The organism is uncultured Pseudomonas sp. (assembly GCF_943846705.1).
Classification (GTDB): Bacteria; Pseudomonadota; Gammaproteobacteria; order Pseudomonadales; family Pseudomonadaceae; genus Aquipseudomonas.
In genome coordinates this window covers 2,993,453-3,008,630 of sequence record NZ_OX044366.1, presented here as the reverse complement: position 1 = coordinate 3,008,630, position 15,178 = coordinate 2,993,453, and the positions used below count along the sequence as shown (strand labels likewise).

18 protein-coding genes are annotated in these 15,178 nt (G+C 59.0%); 14 read left to right on the top strand and 4 right to left on the bottom strand.

The genetic code is table 11. The annotated features are described in order from the left end of the window. The first annotated feature begins 83 nt into the window (after positions 1 to 83). Together cysT and cysW are read left to right on the top strand one after the other, a co-directional pair. Positions 84 to 932, top strand: coding sequence for a sulfate ABC transporter permease subunit CysT (gene cysT / locus Q0V31_RS14195; protein ID WP_298188443.1), 849 nt, complete (start codon positions 84 to 86; stop codon positions 930 to 932). After that, complete coding sequence (gene cysW, locus Q0V31_RS14190) at positions 929 to 1,759, top strand: sulfate ABC transporter permease subunit CysW (protein WP_298188442.1); 831 nt, start codon at positions 929 to 931, stop codon at positions 1,757 to 1,759. Before cysT ends, cysW begins: the two co-directional genes overlap by 4 nt. A gap of 8 nt (positions 1,760 to 1,767) precedes the next feature. Here the strand turns inward: cysW and Q0V31_RS14185 are convergent, their stop codons facing one another. Then, positions 1,768 to 2,352, bottom strand: a complete 585-nt coding sequence (locus Q0V31_RS14185; RefSeq protein ID WP_298188440.1) for a hypothetical protein — start codon at positions 2,350 to 2,352, stop codon at positions 1,768 to 1,770. A 189-nt stretch (positions 2,353 to 2,541) separates the two neighbouring features. Between Q0V31_RS14185 and Q0V31_RS14180 the strand changes: the two genes are divergently transcribed. Continuing rightward, the gene (locus tag Q0V31_RS14180) at positions 2,542 to 3,078 is read left to right on the top strand and encodes a DUF3087 domain-containing protein (RefSeq protein ID WP_298188439.1); all 537 of its coding nucleotides are present in this window, start codon (positions 2,542 to 2,544) and stop codon (positions 3,076 to 3,078) included. 168 nt (positions 3,079 to 3,246) lie between these two features. Here the strand turns inward: Q0V31_RS14180 and Q0V31_RS14175 are convergent, their stop codons facing one another. Next, the gene (locus Q0V31_RS14175) at positions 3,247 to 3,549 is read right to left on the bottom strand and encodes a DUF1883 domain-containing protein (protein ID WP_298188438.1); all 303 of its coding nucleotides are present in this window, start codon (positions 3,547 to 3,549) and stop codon (positions 3,247 to 3,249) included. A gap of 154 nt (positions 3,550 to 3,703) precedes the next feature. Here Q0V31_RS14175 and Q0V31_RS14170 point away from each other — a divergent pair, with 154 nt between their 5' ends. Beyond that, positions 3,704 to 4,735: an RNA methyltransferase gene (locus Q0V31_RS14170; protein WP_298188437.1), complete on the top strand. Its 1,032-nt coding sequence runs from the start codon at positions 3,704 to 3,706 to the stop codon at positions 4,733 to 4,735. Between the two features lie 96 nt (positions 4,736 to 4,831). On the opposite strand, the gene nfuA is transcribed toward Q0V31_RS14170, so the two are convergent. Together nfuA and Q0V31_RS14160 are read right to left on the bottom strand one after the other, a co-directional pair. Next, positions 4,832 to 5,416 (bottom strand): Fe-S biogenesis protein NfuA, encoded by a 585-nt coding sequence (nfuA, locus tag Q0V31_RS14165; RefSeq protein WP_298188436.1) that lies wholly within the window; start codon positions 5,414 to 5,416, stop codon positions 4,832 to 4,834. Between the two features lie 108 nt (positions 5,417 to 5,524). Then, positions 5,525 to 6,205 carry an alpha/beta family hydrolase gene (locus Q0V31_RS14160; protein ID WP_298188435.1) on the bottom strand — a complete coding sequence of 227 codons (681 nt, stop codon included), beginning with the start codon at positions 6,203 to 6,205 and terminating at the stop codon, positions 5,525 to 5,527. Between the two features lie 102 nt (positions 6,206 to 6,307). Here Q0V31_RS14160 and ccoN (Q0V31_RS14155) point away from each other — a divergent pair, with 102 nt between their 5' ends. The 10 genes from ccoN (Q0V31_RS14155) to Q0V31_RS14110 all read left to right on the top strand — a co-directional run bounded on the left by ccoN (Q0V31_RS14155) (position 6,308) and on the right by Q0V31_RS14110 (position 15,173). Then, complete coding sequence (gene ccoN / locus Q0V31_RS14155) at positions 6,308 to 7,759, top strand: cytochrome-c oxidase, cbb3-type subunit I (RefSeq protein WP_298188433.1); 1,452 nt, start codon at positions 6,308 to 6,310, stop codon at positions 7,757 to 7,759. After that, the gene (gene ccoO / locus Q0V31_RS14150; protein WP_298188431.1) at positions 7,759 to 8,367 is read left to right on the top strand and encodes a cytochrome-c oxidase, cbb3-type subunit II; all 609 of its coding nucleotides are present in this window, start codon (positions 7,759 to 7,761) and stop codon (positions 8,365 to 8,367) included. Before ccoN (Q0V31_RS14155) ends, ccoO (Q0V31_RS14150) begins: the two co-directional genes overlap by 1 nt. Positions 8,368 to 8,371: 4 nt before the next feature. Next, a complete protein-coding gene (locus Q0V31_RS14145; protein ID WP_298188430.1) occupies positions 8,372 to 8,557 on the top strand; it encodes a cbb3-type cytochrome c oxidase subunit 3 in 186 nt (61 codons plus the stop codon). Continuing rightward, complete coding sequence (gene ccoP / locus Q0V31_RS14140; RefSeq protein WP_298188429.1) at positions 8,554 to 9,492, top strand: cytochrome-c oxidase, cbb3-type subunit III; 939 nt, start codon at positions 8,554 to 8,556, stop codon at positions 9,490 to 9,492. The genes Q0V31_RS14145 and ccoP (Q0V31_RS14140) overlap by 4 nt, the downstream gene beginning before the upstream one ends. 379 nt (positions 9,493 to 9,871) lie before the next feature. Beyond that, complete coding sequence (ccoN, locus tag Q0V31_RS14135; RefSeq protein WP_298188428.1) at positions 9,872 to 11,314, top strand: cytochrome-c oxidase, cbb3-type subunit I; 1,443 nt, start codon at positions 9,872 to 9,874, stop codon at positions 11,312 to 11,314. Then, positions 11,314 to 11,922 (top strand): cytochrome-c oxidase, cbb3-type subunit II, encoded by a 609-nt coding sequence (ccoO, locus tag Q0V31_RS14130; RefSeq protein ID WP_090256144.1) that lies wholly within the window; start codon positions 11,314 to 11,316, stop codon positions 11,920 to 11,922. Before ccoN (Q0V31_RS14135) ends, ccoO (Q0V31_RS14130) begins: the two co-directional genes overlap by 1 nt. 6 nt (positions 11,923 to 11,928) lie before the next feature. Continuing rightward, complete coding sequence (locus Q0V31_RS14125; RefSeq protein WP_298188427.1) at positions 11,929 to 12,114, top strand: cbb3-type cytochrome c oxidase subunit 3; 186 nt, start codon at positions 11,929 to 11,931, stop codon at positions 12,112 to 12,114. Further along, positions 12,111 to 13,100, top strand: a complete 990-nt coding sequence (gene ccoP, locus Q0V31_RS14120) for a cytochrome-c oxidase, cbb3-type subunit III (protein ID WP_298188426.1) — start codon at positions 12,111 to 12,113, stop codon at positions 13,098 to 13,100. Before Q0V31_RS14125 ends, ccoP (Q0V31_RS14120) begins: the two co-directional genes overlap by 4 nt. Positions 13,101 to 13,235: 135 nt before the next feature. Further along, the gene (ccoG, locus tag Q0V31_RS14115; RefSeq protein ID WP_298188424.1) at positions 13,236 to 14,648 is read left to right on the top strand and encodes a cytochrome c oxidase accessory protein CcoG; all 1,413 of its coding nucleotides are present in this window, start codon (positions 13,236 to 13,238) and stop codon (positions 14,646 to 14,648) included. 12 nt (positions 14,649 to 14,660) lie between these two features. After that, the gene (locus tag Q0V31_RS14110; RefSeq protein WP_298188423.1) at positions 14,661 to 15,173 is read left to right on the top strand and encodes a FixH family protein; all 513 of its coding nucleotides are present in this window, start codon (positions 14,661 to 14,663) and stop codon (positions 15,171 to 15,173) included. Positions 15,174 to 15,178: the final 5 nt, after the last annotated feature.

Below are 15,178 nucleotides of genomic sequence, written 5' to 3'. Positions count from 1 at the left end.
AAGATTCCAGAGCCTGAATGATCTTGGCTAGGTAAATAACAGCCGCCGTCTTTACGGCGGTTTGTGCTTTCAGGGATTTATGCGTGCTTAAGACACCCCGTTTCTTTCTGCAGAACCCGCTGCTGCCAGGCTTCGGCCTGAGTTTCGGCTTCAGCACCTTTTACATCTCGCTGGTCATCCTGTTTCCGCTGTCGGCGCTGTTGCTGTATGTCAGCGACATGAGCTGGGCGCAGTATTGGCGAGCGATCAGTGATCCGCGCGTGGTGCAAAGCTACAAGGTGACCATCAGTGGCGCGTTCTACGCCACCATAGCGACCCTGCTGATCGGCCTGTTGCTGGCCTGGATCATCACCCGCTATGACTTCCCTGGCCGTCGTCTGGTGGATGCGCTGATTGATCTGCCCTTCGCCTTGCCCACCTCGGTAGCCGGTTTGACCCTGGCCACCCTGCTCGCCCCTGGCGGCTGGCTTGGGCAATGGCTGGCGCCCATGGGCATCAAACTGGCGTATGCCTACCCGGGCATTCTGATTGCCATGGTCTTCACCAGCCTGCCGTTTGTGGTGCGCACGGTACAACCAGTGCTGCAGGATCTGGGCCGCGACTACGAAGAAGCCGCCAACACGTTGGGCGCCACTCGCCTGCAAACCTTCTTTTATGTGGTGCTGCCCACCCTGATTCCGGCTCTGGTCACTGGCGCCTCGCAATCGTTTATCCGCAGCCTCGGTGAGTTTGGTGCGGTGATCATGATTGCCGGCAATATCCCGTTCAAAACCGAAGTCTCTTCGCTGATGATTTTTGTGCGTCTGCAGGAGTTCAACTACCCCGCGGCTGCGGCAATTGCCTCGGTCATTCTGCTGGCCTCATTGGTACTGCTATTTACCCTGCAAGTGCTACAAGGCCGCCTGTTCAAATGGCAACGGCAAGGCAAATGAAAAAACCTCAATACTGGCACCAATGGCTGTTGATCGGCCTCGGCCTCAGCCTGGTGACCCTGATTCTGCTGGTGCCGCTGGCACTGATTTTCAGCAAAGCCTTCTCCGGTGGCCTGGCCTTGCTGTGGGGCAACCTCGGCGAAGACTTTATGCTGCATGCCATCGGCCTAACCCTGCTGGTGGCGGCACTGACGGTGCCGATTAACCTGTGTTTCGGCATTCTGCTGGCCTGGTGCGTGACCCATTACGATTTTCGCGGGCGCAAGCTGCTGACCACCCTACTCGACATTCCGTACGCAGTGTCACCGGTGGTGGCTGGGCTTTGCTACCTGGTGGTGTACGGCCTGGAACATGCGCTGGGACGCTGGTTCTACGATAACGGCATGCAACTGATGTTTGCCTGGCCGGGTATCGTCATGGTCACGGTGTTTGTCACCGCACCTTATGTGGCGCGCATTCTGATTCCGGTGATGCAGACTCAGGGCCAGGATGAAGAGACTGCCGCGTTGTGCCTGGGCGCCAACGGCTGGCAGATTTTCCGCCACATCACCCTGCCGAAGATCAAGTGGGCGCTGCTGTATGGCGTGGTCATCACCAATGCGCGCGCAGTCGGCGAGTTCGGCGCGGTGTCGGTGGTGTCCGGCACCATCATCAACCAGACCCTGACCCTGCCCTTGCTGGTCGATCAGCTGAACAACGACTACAAGCCCGCAGCGGCCTTTACCGCCGCCGCGCTGCTGGCGTGCATGGCCCTGCTCACATTGCTGCTGAAGACCTTTATGGAATGGCGCCAGCGCAGCTTGATGCAACGCGCTGACGCCACCTGAGGCTAACCTCAGTGGCTGGCTGAACTGAGTTGGTAACGCTTCAACTCAGCGTTAGTCAGCACGCGCATGCGCTGTGGCGGGGTGCTGTTCATCGCCTCAAGCAGATCGAGCGGCATGTGCATTTGCTTGAAGTAAGCGATTTGACTGGCCTTCACTGCACCCGCACCTGAGACGGAGTGCACCGAGTCACTGCCGGCGTAGTACGGCCGATGAATACCGACATGGCCACGCACCGTTTTACGCTGCCCGGCAGCCAGTAGGTAGACGCAACTGCCCTGGCACACGGCGGTGGATGGCACCAAGGCATCGAACCCGGTTTCCCGGAACAAACGCCCCATTTTCATGGCCTCGACGACGCTGCCGCCGATTGTGTCGAGCATCACGACCTTCTGCGCATACTTGCCCGGATTGCCTGTGATGCCTTTAAGCAGCGCCTCGTAGTCGCCCGGCACAATATCCTCGGAGACCTTGACCACAAGGATCCGCCCCAGCGTCTTATGCTGCCCGCCCTGCACCTCGACCTTGGCCAGCGCCACGCTCGAAAATAGCGTCGCCACACAGATAATCACAGCCTGAAACACACTAGGACTCATAAACCGGGTAAATCCTTAAGCAAAACAATCAACGGATGGCGGAAGATACCTGCTGCAGGCTTTTCGCGCATAATTTGCGGCCTTTTGCCTGACCTCGCCCCATACAAGCGCAGTTGCACTACGGGCACCTCACCCTGCGCGCACTGAGCGACACCGCGCCCCCTATCAACTGAGAAACCTGTGGCCGTAATGTTTGAACTCCAGCAACTGAACCCTGAAACCTACCGCCAACAAACCCGCCGCAGCACCCTGGTTATTGTGGTGATCTTCATCGCCCTGGCCATGCTGCTGTCGAGCACTGCCGTGATGCTATTCGGCACCCCAGACGGCGATAATTTCCGCTACAACCTCGGCGGTGTTATCGCCGCACTCGCGCTCAGCATAGCCGTGGTGCGGTTGCTGTTGTGGCCACAGCCTTTTATGGCGGCAGCCGTCTACGGCTGGCGACTCAAGCGCAACCTGATGCGTATCACCAACCTGATGCACCACGTCAAAGCGGGCGTCGCCGCCCGCGACCTTGTGGCGATGCAACTGCTGCGCTTTTACCACCTGGGCCTGACGCAAATGCACCAGCTGGATGGCAACACCAGCGCCCTCAGTGAAGCGGTAGCGGAGATCAACCAACACAAGGAACGTATGCAAAGCCTGGGCATGGACACCGAGCAAACGCAGCTGAATCCCGATTGGCTGAAAGCCGTTAAGGCCATCAGCGCACTGCCTCACTAAGCCTCTAAAGGATGCTAGGGATGGCACACCCATACAAACCGAGCGAGGGCGGGCGGACATAAAAAAGCCGATGCCAGTACCCTGGCATCGGCTTTTCAAGAAGACCTTAAAGACTCACGTGACGAGCATGCCCCAAAGTGCGGCAATTGTGCGCGCCGGAGTCCGGCATCAACTCAGGCGCGAGGTCGACTTGCGGATGATCTTGATCGAGTGCTTGAGCGTCGGCTTACGCGTCACGCTGATGGCTTTACGGGAAACCGTATCGATAGTGATGTTCCAGAAACCGCTGCTAGGTACGGTGATCTTCGCCGGAAAGCTGTCAAACGCGCCGCCGTGATAGGTATGCCGGCCGCCATTCTTAAAGCTGCGGAAGTTGGCATCACTCATCAAGCGAATATTGCAGGTTTGCGAGCACTCGATCACGACGACGTCGTCTTCGTTGAGGTGTTCGCGCTGGTGTATAAATTTCATCTACCGCTCCGCACAGCTGGGTCAGGCTTATCAGGCCGCTAGTATGAGTGTCAGGCACGGGTTGAGCAAAGCCTAAGCCGCTTTGTCTCCGCCCGGCGCTTGTCTGGCTCAACGCATACCACCGCCGCCTGCCCAGTGATAGCATGCGCGCCCCATGAATATCGACGAATTCCACCAGCGCCTCACCGACCTCGGTGCCAAGCCCATGCACATTGGGCGGATCACCCGTGCCTGGCTGGGCGGCAAGCCGCTGGACACCGGCACACGTAACCAAAAAACCGAGAACTTCCTGCCATTGGCGGTGCGTAACGCCCTGCCTGAGTTGAGCGACCAACTGGACGCACTGGCCCGTTTAAGCGCCGAACACCCGGCCAGCGATGGTTCGGCGCGCCTGCTGGTAGAACTGACCGACAAGCAAATGGTGGAGAGCGTGCTGCTGCCACGCGATGGCCTCTGCGTGTCCAGCCAGGTCGGCTGCGCGGTGGGTTGCGTGTTCTGCATGACCGGCAAAAGCGGCCTGTTGCGCCAGCTGACAACCACAGAGATTCTCGCGCAGGTGGCCTTGGCCCGGCGCTTTCGCGCGGTGAAGAAAGTGGTGTTTATGGGCATGGGCGAGCCCGCGCATAACCTGGACAACGTGCTGGAGGCGATCAACCTGCTCGGCACTGAAGGCGGTATTGGTCAGCGTAATCTGGTGTTCTCCACCGTTGGCGACCCTCGGGTATTCGAGCGCCTGCCGCAACAGCTGGTCAAACCGGCCCTGGCGCTATCGCTGCACAGCACAGACGCCGAACTGCGCCAGCAATTGCTGCCACGCGCGCCACGCCTCGCCCCTGAAGAATTGGTTGAGCTGGGCGAAACCTACGCGCGGCAGATTGACTACCCGATCCAATATCAGTGGACACTGCTCAAGGGCATCAACGACAGTCAGGAAGAGATGGACGGCATCCTGCGCCTGCTCAAGGGCAAGTACGCGATCATGAACCTGATCCCCTACAACAGCCTGCAAGACGATGAGTTCCAACGCCCCGATGGCGAGCGCATCGTGCAGATCGTGCGTTACCTGCACAGCCGCGGCGTACTGACCAAGGTGCGCAACTCGGCTGGCCAGGACATTGATGGCGGTTGTGGGCAACTGCGCGCACGGGCGACCGCAGTGCTGGAACGGCGTAAAAGCCGTGCATAGGTGATGGCTACACTGCTGGGGTCGCGGCGTTTTATCAAACATCCAGCCCCATAAAAAATGCCCGCAGAGCGCGGGCATTTTTGTTTAGCCTTCTACTTAGTAGTAGGCATTTTCCTTGATGCTGTGGTCGGTCACGTCACGCACCCCTTTGAGCTCGGGAATGCGCTCCAGTAAGGTTTTCTCGATGCCTTCCTTGAGCGTCAGGTCAACCTGACCGCAACCCTGGCAACCACCACCAAACTTCAACACCGCGATGCCATCGTCGACCACGTCGATCAGGCTGACTTCGCCACCATGGCTGGCCAAACCGGGATTGATCTCGGTCTGCAGGTAGTAGCTGATGCGCTCGTTGAGCGGGCTGTCGTCATTGACCATCGGCACTTTGGCGTTTGGCGCTTTGATGGTCAGCTGGCCGCCCATACGGTCGGTGGCGTAATCAACCACGGCGTCGTCAAGAAACGGCTCGCTGACGGCATCAATCCAGGCCGTAAAGGTGGCCAGGCCCAGGGCAGTATCTTCAGGCTTCTGCTCGCCCGGCTTGCAATAGGCAATGCAGGTTTCGGCGTACTGGGTGCCTGGCTGGGTAATAAACACGCGAATGCCGATGCCCGGGGTGTTCTGCTTGCTCAGCAGATCAGCCAGATAATCGTGGGCAGCGTCGGTAATAGTAATGGTGCTCATGGCAACTCCTCGCAAACATGATCGCAGTGTACGCCACTCGCCCGCGCCGGCAAAGTCCTAGTGTTTTAGTAGGAATAACATTCAATCAACCTAGCCGACCAACGCATGTTAACGGCAGAGAAAAGCCGCCAGCGCATCGGCGGCGTTAAGCAGGTGCTGTTGGTGAGTAAAGCCTGAGCTTTTTAGCGGTTTGAGATCGTGATCGCCGGCAGTCAGCCAGTGCAGTTTGATCGACTCCGCCAGTCTATAGCTGGCCACTGCCTGATGATTACCCAAGGCATCACGCTCGCCCTGAACGATCAAGGTCGGCGTGCGCAAGTCGGCCAGGTGCGCGACCCGGGGCTTTTCCGGTTTGCCCACGGCATAGAACGGATAGCCCAGACACACCAAGGCATCCGCGCCCAACTCATCAGCCAGCAGGCTGGCCATGCGTCCGCCCATGGACTTGCCACCGATGGCCAGCGGCCCTGCGACCTGTTGGCGCACCTGACGGTAGACCTCACGCCATTGCTCGAGCAGTTTGACCTGGGGGTTGGGCGGGCGCTTCTTGCCATCCAGACGGCGCGCCGCCATATAAGCAAACTCGAAGCGCAGCACGGCAATCCCACGCGCCGCCAGCAGTTGCGCCATGTCCTGCATAAACCCGCTGTCCATCGGCGCGCCCGCGCCATGGGCCAGGATCAAGGTTGCACACGGTACTCCCTGCGGCCGATCCCAAAGCCAACCGCCGTCAGCCTGCCCCTGCACGTATTGATCCCCGTCAATACCCGCCGCTTGCCCTTTGCTCATGCTTGCCTCGCTTAAAAATCTGTCGGACTGCGGCGCTGATCGTACAGGCCCGCGGCCGTAGATTTCGATGATCTGCCAATAATCGTGGATGGAAGCCTCCAGATGAGCACAACCAGGAACACAACCAGCAGCAGCGCCTACAACTACAGGGTGGTGCGCCAATTCGCCATCATGACAGTGGTATGGGGCATTGTCGGGATGGGGCTCGGCGTGTTTATCGCCGCGCAATTGGCCTGGCCCGAACTCAATTTCAACTTGCCGTGGACCAGCTTCGGCCGCCTGCGCCCGTTGCACACCAACGCGGTGATCTTCGCCTTCGGTGGCTGCGCGCTGTTTGCCACCAGCTATTACGCGGTACAGCGCACCTCGCAGACCACGCTATTCGCGCCCAAACTCGCAGCCTTTACCTTCTGGGGCTGGCAGTTGGTGATTGTCCTGGCCGCCATCAGCCTGCCGATGGGCTGGACCAGCTCCAAGGAATACGCCGAGTTGGAATGGCCGATCGACATCCTGATCACCATCGTCTGGGTCAGCTACGCAGTGGTGTTTTTCGGCACGGTGATGAAGCGCAACGTCAGCCACATCTATGTGGGTAACTGGTTCTTCGGTGGCTTTATTCTCACCGTGGCGCTGCTGCATTTGGTCAATAACCTGGAAATCCCCGTCAGCCTGACTAAGTCCTACTCGGTCTATGCCGGCGCGACCGATGCGATGATCCAGTGGTGGTACGGCCACAACGCCGTGGGCTTTTTCCTCACGGCGGGGTTTCTCGGCATGATGTATTACTTCGTGCCCAAGCAGGCGGGCCGTCCGGTGTATTCCTATCGCCTGTCGATCGTGCATTTCTGGGCATTGATCGCCGTGTACATCTGGGCCGGCCCGCACCACCTGCACTACACCGCGCTGCCGGATTGGGCGCAGTCGCTGGGCATGGTGATGTCGCTGATTCTGCTGGCTCCCAGCTGGGGCGGCATGATCAACGGCATGATGACCCTCTCGGGTGCCTGGCATAAGCTGCGCACCGACCCGATCCTGCGCTTCCTAGTCGTCTCCCTGGCGTTCTACGGCATGTCGACCTTCGAAGGTCCGATGATGGCGATCAAGACCGTCAACGCCCTCTCCCACTACACCGACTGGACCATCGGCCATGTGCACGCCGGCGCTCTCGGCTGGGTGGCCATGGTCTCAATCGGCTCGCTGTACCACATGCTGCCCAAGGTATTTGGCCGCGAAGAGATGCACAGCATCGGCCTGATCAATGTGCACTTCTGGTTCGCCACCATCGGCACCGTGCTCTACATCGCCTCGATGTGGGTTAACGGCATTGCTCAGGGCCTGATGTGGCGCGCCGTCAACGAAGACGGCACGCTCACTTATTCCTTTGTCGAAGCGCTGGAAGCCAGCCACCCCGGCTTTGTCGTGCGGGTGATCGGCGGGGCGATCTTCTTTGCCGGCATGTTGGTGATGGCCTGGAACGTCTGGCTAACCGTGCGCCATACCCAGGCTGCTGAAATGCATGCCGCCGCGCAGTTTTCGCTTGAGGGAGCCCACTGATGAGACACGAAATACTCGAAAAGAACATCGGCCTGATGGCGCTGATGATGGTGCTGGCCGTGAGCATTGGCGGCCTGACGCAGATCGTTCCGCTGTTTTTCCAAGACGTCACCAACGAGCCAGTCGCCGGACTTAAGCCGTACACCGCACTGCAACTGGAAGGGCGTGACATTTATATCCGTGAAGGCTGCGTTGGTTGCCACTCGCAGATGATCCGACCGTTCCGCGCCGAAACCGAGCGCTACGGGCACTACTCGGTGGCAGGGGAAAGCGTCTACGACCACCCCTTCCTCTGGGGCTCCAAGCGCACCGGGCCGGACCTGGCACGGGTTGGCGGTCGCTACTCGGATGAATGGCAGCGTGCGCACCTGTACAACCCGCGCAACGTGGTGCCTGAGTCGAAGATGCCAGCCTACCCCTGGCTGGTGGAAAGCACCCTGAGCGGCAATCACACACCCGCCAAGATGAAAGCCCTGCGCCTGCTCGGCGTGCCGTATAGCGATGAGGACATTGCCGGTGCCTCTAGCGCGGTTGAGGGCAAGAGCGAGATGGACGCCATGGTCGCCTACCTGCAAGTGCTCGGCACTGCCGTGAAGAACAAGAGGTAGCGCCATGTCATTCGAACTCATTGATATCGGCACCCTGCGCGGCGTCGGCACAGCCCTGGTGCTGCTGTCATTTGTCTGCGTCACCCTGTGGGCTTACAGCGATAAACGCCGCGCGGCCTTCGATCGGGCAACACAACTGCCCTTTACCGATGAATCCACGCTGGCTGCACCAAGGAGCACAACCCCATGAGCACGTTTTGGAGCTGGTACATCACCGTGCTGACAGTCGGCACGCTGTTCGCCCTGACCTGGCTGATTTTCGCCACCCGCAAAAGCGAGGTTCACAAAAACCCAACCGATCAGACCATGGGCCATGCCTTCGACGGCATCGAGGAATACGACAACCCGCTGCCCAAATGGTGGTTCATGCTGTTTGTCGGCACCATCGTTTTCTCCATTGGTTATTTGGTCTTGTACCCGGGCTTGGGCAATTGGCAAGGCGTATTACCAGGCTATGAAGGCGGCTGGACCCAGGTCAAACAATGGCAGCATGAAGTGGATCAAGCCGACGAGTTGTACGGACCAATCTTCGCCAAATACGCCGCCATGCCCCTGGAAGAAGTAGCCAAAGACGAACAGGCGCTGAAAATGGGTGGGCGCATGTTTGCCACCTATTGCTCGGTCTGCCATGGCTCTGACGCCAAAGGCGCGGTGGGCTTTCCTAACCTGACCGACAAGCACTGGCGCTGGGGCGGCGAAGCTGAAGTAATCAAAGCCAGCATCCTCAGTGGCCGCATAGGGGCGATGCCGGCCTGGGCCGCGGTGATCGGCGAAGATGGCGTGCAACAAGTTGCCGCTTATGTACGTAAAAACCTGGCCGGTCTGCCGTTGCCCACCGACAAGCACTTCGACCTGGAACAAGGCGCCGCCATCTACGCCGCCAACTGCCTGGCCTGCCACGGCGCAGAAGGTAAAGGTATGACCATGCTCGGCGCCCCAGACCTGACCAGCCCAACGGGTTGGATCTACGGAAGCAGCCTGGTGCAGTTGCAACAAACCATCCGCCACGGCCGTAACGGTCAGATGCCGGCGCAGGAGCAATACCTGGGCAACGACAAGGTGCATCTGCTGGCCGCTTATGTGCTGAGCCTGAGCCAGCAACGGCAAAGCGCTACAGCCCAGTAAGCAAGCCATCGGCACTACTGCCTGGCGACTCACTGTCGCCAGGCAGACCAAATACCCCCTCCGCACGCGTGGATAACCCGCCAATTCATGCGACCCAAGGTCGCACCCCTCCGACCACGTGCATGCGCGGCCTTTGACTTGAGCTAATCTTGCCGACAGTCGCCACCTGTCATAACTCCAAGGCGATTCCCATCTTTGCGCCACGCCGTTTAAGGCGTTTATTGCTTGGCGCAATGCCCTCCAACAGGGGGCATGCGTGCTTGCCAAGAGCCCTGAAAGGCCTATCGCGCCGGCTTGTATCGTTGCAATGACTACCCGCTTTCTACATACTTGCCGCCGATTTTTGCCCCTAAAAAATCCATTAACCGTGGAACCCATAATGAGCACAGCAATCAGCCCGACTGCTTATAACTACAAGGTGATTCGCCAGTTCGCCGTCATGACGGTGATTTGGGGAGTCATTGGCATGTCCTTAGGTGTATTCATCGCCGCACAATTGGTGTGGCCTGAACTCAACCTGGGCATGGAATGGACGAGCTTCGGCCGTCTGCGTCCGCTGCACACCAACGCGGTGATTTTCGCCTTTGGCGGATGCGCGCTGATGGCTACATCGCTTTACGTGGTGCAGCGCACCAGTCAGGTTCGCCTGATTTCCGACTCCCTGGCGGCTTTTGTCTTCTGGGGTTGGCAAGCCGTGATCGTCGCTGCGGTGATCACCCTGCCAATGGGTTTCACCGGTTCCAAGGAATACGCCGAGCTGGAGTGGCCGATCGATATCCTGCTGGGTATCGTCTGGATCGCTTACGCCGTGGTGTTCTTCGGCACCATCGTCAAGCGTCAGACCAAGCACATCTATGTCGGCAACTGGTTCTTCGGTGCCTTCATCCTGGTCACCGCGATGCTGCACATCGTTAACAGTGCGGCCGTTCCGGTCAGCCTGTTCAAGTCCTACTCGGCTTACGCCGGTGCGACTGACGCGATGATCCAGTGGTGGTACGGCCACAACGCCGTGGGCTTCTTCCTGACCACCGGTTTCCTGGGCATGATGTACTACTTCGTACCCAAGCAGGCCGAGCGTCCGATCTACTCCTATCGCCTGTCGATCGTGCACTTCTGGGCGCTGATCACCCTGTACATCTGGGCTGGCCCGCACCACCTGCACTACACCGCTCTGCCGGATTGGGCGCAGTCCCTGGGTATGGCGATGTCGATCATCCTCCTGGCTCCGAGCTGGGGCGGCATGATCAACGGCATGATGAGCCTGTCCGGCGCCTGGCATAAGCTGCGCACCGACCCAATCCTGCGCTTCTTGGTGGTATCGCTGGCGTTCTACGGCATGTCGACCTTCGAAGGCCCGATGATGGCGATCAAAACCGTTAACGCCCTGTCGCACTACACTGACTGGACCATCGGTCACGTACACGCCGGCGCTCTCGGCTGGGTCGCGATGATCTCCATCGGCGCGCTGTATCACCTGCTGCCGAAGGTCTTTGGTCGCCCACAAATGCACAGCATTGGCCTGATCAACGCGCACTTCTGGCTCGCCACCATCGGCACCGTGCTGTACATCGCTTCGATGTGGGTTAACGGCATCACCCAGGGCCTGATGTGGCGTGCAGTCAACGAAGACGGCACCCTCACCTACTCCTTCGTTGAGGCGCTGGAAGCCAGCCACCCAGGTTACGTGGTGCGCATGATCGGCGGCGCGTTCTTCGTCGCAGGCATGCTGTTGATGGCATACAACACTTACCGCACCGTGCGTGCAGCCAAAGCTTCTGAGTACGAAGCTGCCGCACAGATTCCAGCCGGAGTAGCGCACTGATGAAACACGAAATCATTGAGAAAAATATTGGCCTGATGGCGCTGCTGATGGTTCTGGCCGTCAGCATCGGCGGCCTGACTCAAATCGTTCCGCTGTTTTTCCAGGACGTCACCAACGAGCCGGTGGAAGGCCTCAAGCCTTACACCGCGCTGCAACTGGAAGGCCGCGATGTGTACATCGCCAACGGCTGTGTCGGTTGTCACTCGCAGATGATCCGTCCGTTCCGTGCTGAAACCGAGCGCTACGGTCACTACTCGGTTGCCGGTGAAAGCGTCTGGGATCACCCCTTCCTGTGGGGCTCCAAGCGTACCGGTCCGGACTTGGCCCGCGTTGGCGGTCGCTACTCGGATGAATGGCAGCGTGCGCACCTGTACAACCCGCGCAACGTCGTGCCTGAGTCGAAGATGCCGGCATACCCTTGGCTGGTTGAGCACAAACTCGACGGCAAAGACACTGCCAAGAAAATGGAAGTCATGCGTGGCTTTGGCATCCCTTACACCGATGAAGACATCGCTGGGGCCAAAGACGCGGTGAAAGGCAAAACCGAAATGGACGCCCTGGTGGCGTACCTGCAGGTTCTCGGCACTTCCATCAAGAACAAACGGTAACGCACGATGGATATCGGGACTATTCGCGGCATAGGCACAGCAGTGGTGTTCATCGCCTTTATTGGCGTGGTGCTCTGGGCCTACAGCAGCAAGCGTAAATCCAGCTTCGACGAGGCCGCCAACCTGCCCTTCGCCGACGATCCCAAACCCAACGCGCGTGACGAGCACTCTTCCAGGAGCAATAACCAATGACCACGTTCTGGAGTTGGTACGTAACCATTCTGTCTCTGGGCACCATCTTTGCCCTGACTTGGCTGATTTTCGGCACCCGTAAGGGCCAGCGCGAAGAAACCACCGAAGAAACCGTCGGGCATGAATTCGACGGTATCGCGGAGTTCGACAACCCGCTGCCCAAGTGGTGGTTCATGCTGTTTGTCGGCACCATCATCTTCGCCCTCGGCTACCTGGTGCTCTACCCGGGCCTGGGTAACTGGAAAGGTGTGTTGCCGGGCTATGACTACCTCGACACTGAGGCCAAGACGCCCTTCGCCACCAACATCGAAATCGCTGGCGGCGTAGAGCGTAATGCCGGTTGGACCGGGGTGCACCAGTGGGAAAAGGAAATGGCCAAGGCCGACGCCCAGTACGGGCCGATCTTTGCCAAGTATGCCGCCATGCCGATTGAGCAAGTGGCCCAGGACGAGCAAGCGCTGAAAATGGGCGGCCGCCTGTTTGCTTCCAACTGCTCGGTCTGCCACGGTTCTGACGCCAAGGGTGCCTACGGTTTCCCCAACCTGACCGACAACGACTGGCTGTATGGCGGCGAGCCAGAAACCATCAAAACCACTATCATGGCGGGCCGTCAGGCTGCCATGCCCGCGTGGAAAGACAGCATCGGTGAAGAAGGCATTCGCAACGTCGCCGGCTATATCCGCACACTGTCCGGCATGAAAAACCCGGAAGGTATCGAAGTTGACCTTGCCGCAGGTCAAAACATCTTCGCGACCAATTGTGCAGTCTGTCATGGTCCAGAAGCCAAGGGTCAACAGGCCATGGGCGCACCGAACCTGACTGATAAAATCTGGCTCTACGGTTCCAGCTTCGCTCAGGTTCAACAAACGCTGCGCTATGGCCGCAACGGCAAGATGCCTGCCCAGGAAAACTTCCTCGGCAACGATAAAGTGCACCTGCTGGCCGCTTACGTGTACAGCCTGTCGCAAGGCAAAACCGAGAAGTAATTCTCTAGCCCGACAGACGCGACCGCAGGTCGCACCTGTCGGGCAATCGTCAGGCGTACCATAGCGCAAGAGCCCGTATGACTCCGGTCGGCACGTATCGCCGGAGCAGCCAATCAACCGCCGTGGTACGAACTGATGAGTGCACAGATTCCAGTCAAAGACGTCACCCCTGCCCAGGCCAAGGTCGAAGTTGTTGACCTGTACGCCAACCGCGAAAAAATCTACACCCGCTCCTTCACCGGCATCTTCCGCAACCTGCGCATGCTCGGTGGTGCAGCCTTGTTTCTGTTGTACTTCGGCACCGTATGGTTGACCTGGAATGGCCGTCAGGCCGTCTGGTGGAACCTGCCGGAGCGCAAGTTTCATATCTTCGGTGCCACCTACTGGCCACAGGACTTTGTCCTGCTCTCGGCACTGTTGATCATCGCCGCCTTCGGCCTGTTCTTTATCACCGTATTCGCCGGCCGCGTCTGGTGCGGCTACACCTGCCCGCAAAGCGTCTTTACCTGGGTATTTATGTGGGCGGAAAAGGTCACCGAAGGTGATCGCAACCAACGCATGAAGCTCGATAAAGCGCCGATGACCAGCCAGAAATTCCTGCGCAAACTGGCCAAGCACGGCATCTGGGTCGGCGTCTCGCTGGTTACCGCGATTACCTTCGTCGGCTACTTCACGCCGATTCGCGAACTAATCCCTGAGCTGTTCACCCTGCAAGCGGGCGGCTGGGCGCTGTTCTGGGTCGGTTTCTTCACCCTCGCCACCTACGGCAACGCCGGTTATCTGCGCGAGCAAGTGTGCATCTACATGTGCCCCTATGCGCGCTTTCAGAGCGTGATGTTCGACCAGGACACTCTGATCGTCTCCTACGACCCACGTCGCGGCGAACAGCGCGGTCCACGTAAACGTGATGCCGACTACAAGGCTGAAGGCCTAGGCGATTGCATCGACTGCAAGATGTGCGTGCACGTCTGCCCGACCGGCATCGATATTCGCGATGGCCTGCAAGTCGAATGCATCGGCTGCGCCGCCTGTATCGACGCCTGCGACAGCATCATGGACAAGATGAACTACCCCAAGGGGCTGATCAGCTACACCACCGAACACAACCTCTCCGGGCAGAAGACTCAACTGATTCGTCCGCGCCTGATCGGCTATGCCGCCGCGTTGCTGGCGATGTTCTGCGTCTTCGCCTGGGCCATTGCTGACCGCTCGCTGGTGGAACTGGATGTACTCAAGGACCGCGTGCTCTACCGTGAAAACGAAGAAGGCCGAATCGAGAACGTTTACACCCTCAAGATCATGAACAAGGCGCAACACGAAGTGACCTACCTGATCGAAGCCGACGGCCTCGACGGTCTGGTGTATGAAGGCAAGCGTGAGATCAAGGCATTGGCGGGAGAAATCCTGTCGCTGCCTGTCGAACTGTCCATCGACCCGGAAAAACTGCCTTCGAGCGCCAATAAAATCAGCTTCCGCCTGCACTCGGTGGATAACCCCAGCATTAAAACCGACGCCGACAGCCGCTTTATCGGCCCCAGCGTGCGCTGAGCAGAGAAGACCATGACCGAACAAACGCCTGAGATGATTAAGCCCTGGTACAAGCAATTCTGGCCCTGGTTCCTGATTGGCCTTCTGGCTTACTCAGTCATCCAAGGGTTAACCCTGCTGACCATCGCCACGAAGAACCCGCCAGGGCTGATTTCCGATGACTATTACGACGTCGGCAAAGGCATTAATCAGTCCTTGGAGCGGGAAAACCACGCCATTCGCCTCAAGCTGCACGCCAGCCTGCTGCTCAACAATGACAACGGTACCGCCACCCTGCAGCTCAGCGGCAACAGCCGTCCGCAGCAGTTGGTGCTCAACCTGATCTCGCCAACCCAGCCGGAACGTGACCGCCGGGTGATCCTGCAGCCACAGGCCGACGGCAGTTACAGCGGGCAGATGATTGATGCGGTGGCGGGCCGCCGCTTTGTCGAGCTGATCGGCCAGGAAGGCGGTAAAGACTGGCGCCTGTTCGAAGAAGAAACTGTCGCCAGCGGGCAGAGCATTCTCCTTGGGGATGCCCAATAAGCACA

Bases quoted from the DNA above. Each gene is read 5' to 3' on its own strand.
- Q0V31_RS14175 (WP_298188438.1), bottom strand. From the start codon at position 3,549: ATGAAATTTATACACCAGCGCGAACACCTCAACGAAGACGACGTCGTC.
- ccoG (WP_298188424.1), top strand. From the start codon at position 13,236: ATGAGTGCACAGATTCCAGTCAAAGACGTCACCCCTGCCCAGGCCAAG.
- ccoP (WP_298188429.1), top strand. From the start codon at position 8,554: ATGAGCACGTTTTGGAGCTGGTACATCACCGTGCTGACAGTCGGCACG.
- Q0V31_RS14185 (WP_298188440.1), bottom strand. From the start codon at position 2,352: ATGAGTCCTAGTGTGTTTCAGGCTGTGATTATCTGTGTGGCGACGCTA.
- ccoO (WP_090256144.1), top strand. From the start codon at position 11,314: ATGAAACACGAAATCATTGAGAAAAATATTGGCCTGATGGCGCTGCTG.
- ccoN (WP_298188428.1), top strand. From the start codon at position 9,872: ATGAGCACAGCAATCAGCCCGACTGCTTATAACTACAAGGTGATTCGC.
- Q0V31_RS14180 (WP_298188439.1), top strand. From the start codon at position 2,542: ATGTTTGAACTCCAGCAACTGAACCCTGAAACCTACCGCCAACAAACC.
- Q0V31_RS14125 (WP_298188427.1), top strand. From the start codon at position 11,929: ATGGATATCGGGACTATTCGCGGCATAGGCACAGCAGTGGTGTTCATC.
- cysW (WP_298188442.1), top strand. From the start codon at position 929: ATGAAAAAACCTCAATACTGGCACCAATGGCTGTTGATCGGCCTCGGC.
- ccoP (WP_298188426.1), top strand. From the start codon at position 12,111: ATGACCACGTTCTGGAGTTGGTACGTAACCATTCTGTCTCTGGGCACC.
- ccoN (WP_298188433.1), top strand. From the start codon at position 6,308: ATGAGCACAACCAGGAACACAACCAGCAGCAGCGCCTACAACTACAGG.
- Q0V31_RS14145 (WP_298188430.1), top strand. From the start codon at position 8,372: ATGTCATTCGAACTCATTGATATCGGCACCCTGCGCGGCGTCGGCACA.
- ccoO (WP_298188431.1), top strand. From the start codon at position 7,759: ATGAGACACGAAATACTCGAAAAGAACATCGGCCTGATGGCGCTGATG.
- Q0V31_RS14110 (WP_298188423.1), top strand. From the start codon at position 14,661: ATGACCGAACAAACGCCTGAGATGATTAAGCCCTGGTACAAGCAATTC.
- Q0V31_RS14170 (WP_298188437.1), top strand. From the start codon at position 3,704: ATGAATATCGACGAATTCCACCAGCGCCTCACCGACCTCGGTGCCAAG.
- Q0V31_RS14160 (WP_298188435.1), bottom strand. From the start codon at position 6,205: ATGAGCAAAGGGCAAGCGGCGGGTATTGACGGGGATCAATACGTGCAG.
- nfuA (WP_298188436.1), bottom strand. From the start codon at position 5,416: ATGAGCACCATTACTATTACCGACGCTGCCCACGATTATCTGGCTGAT.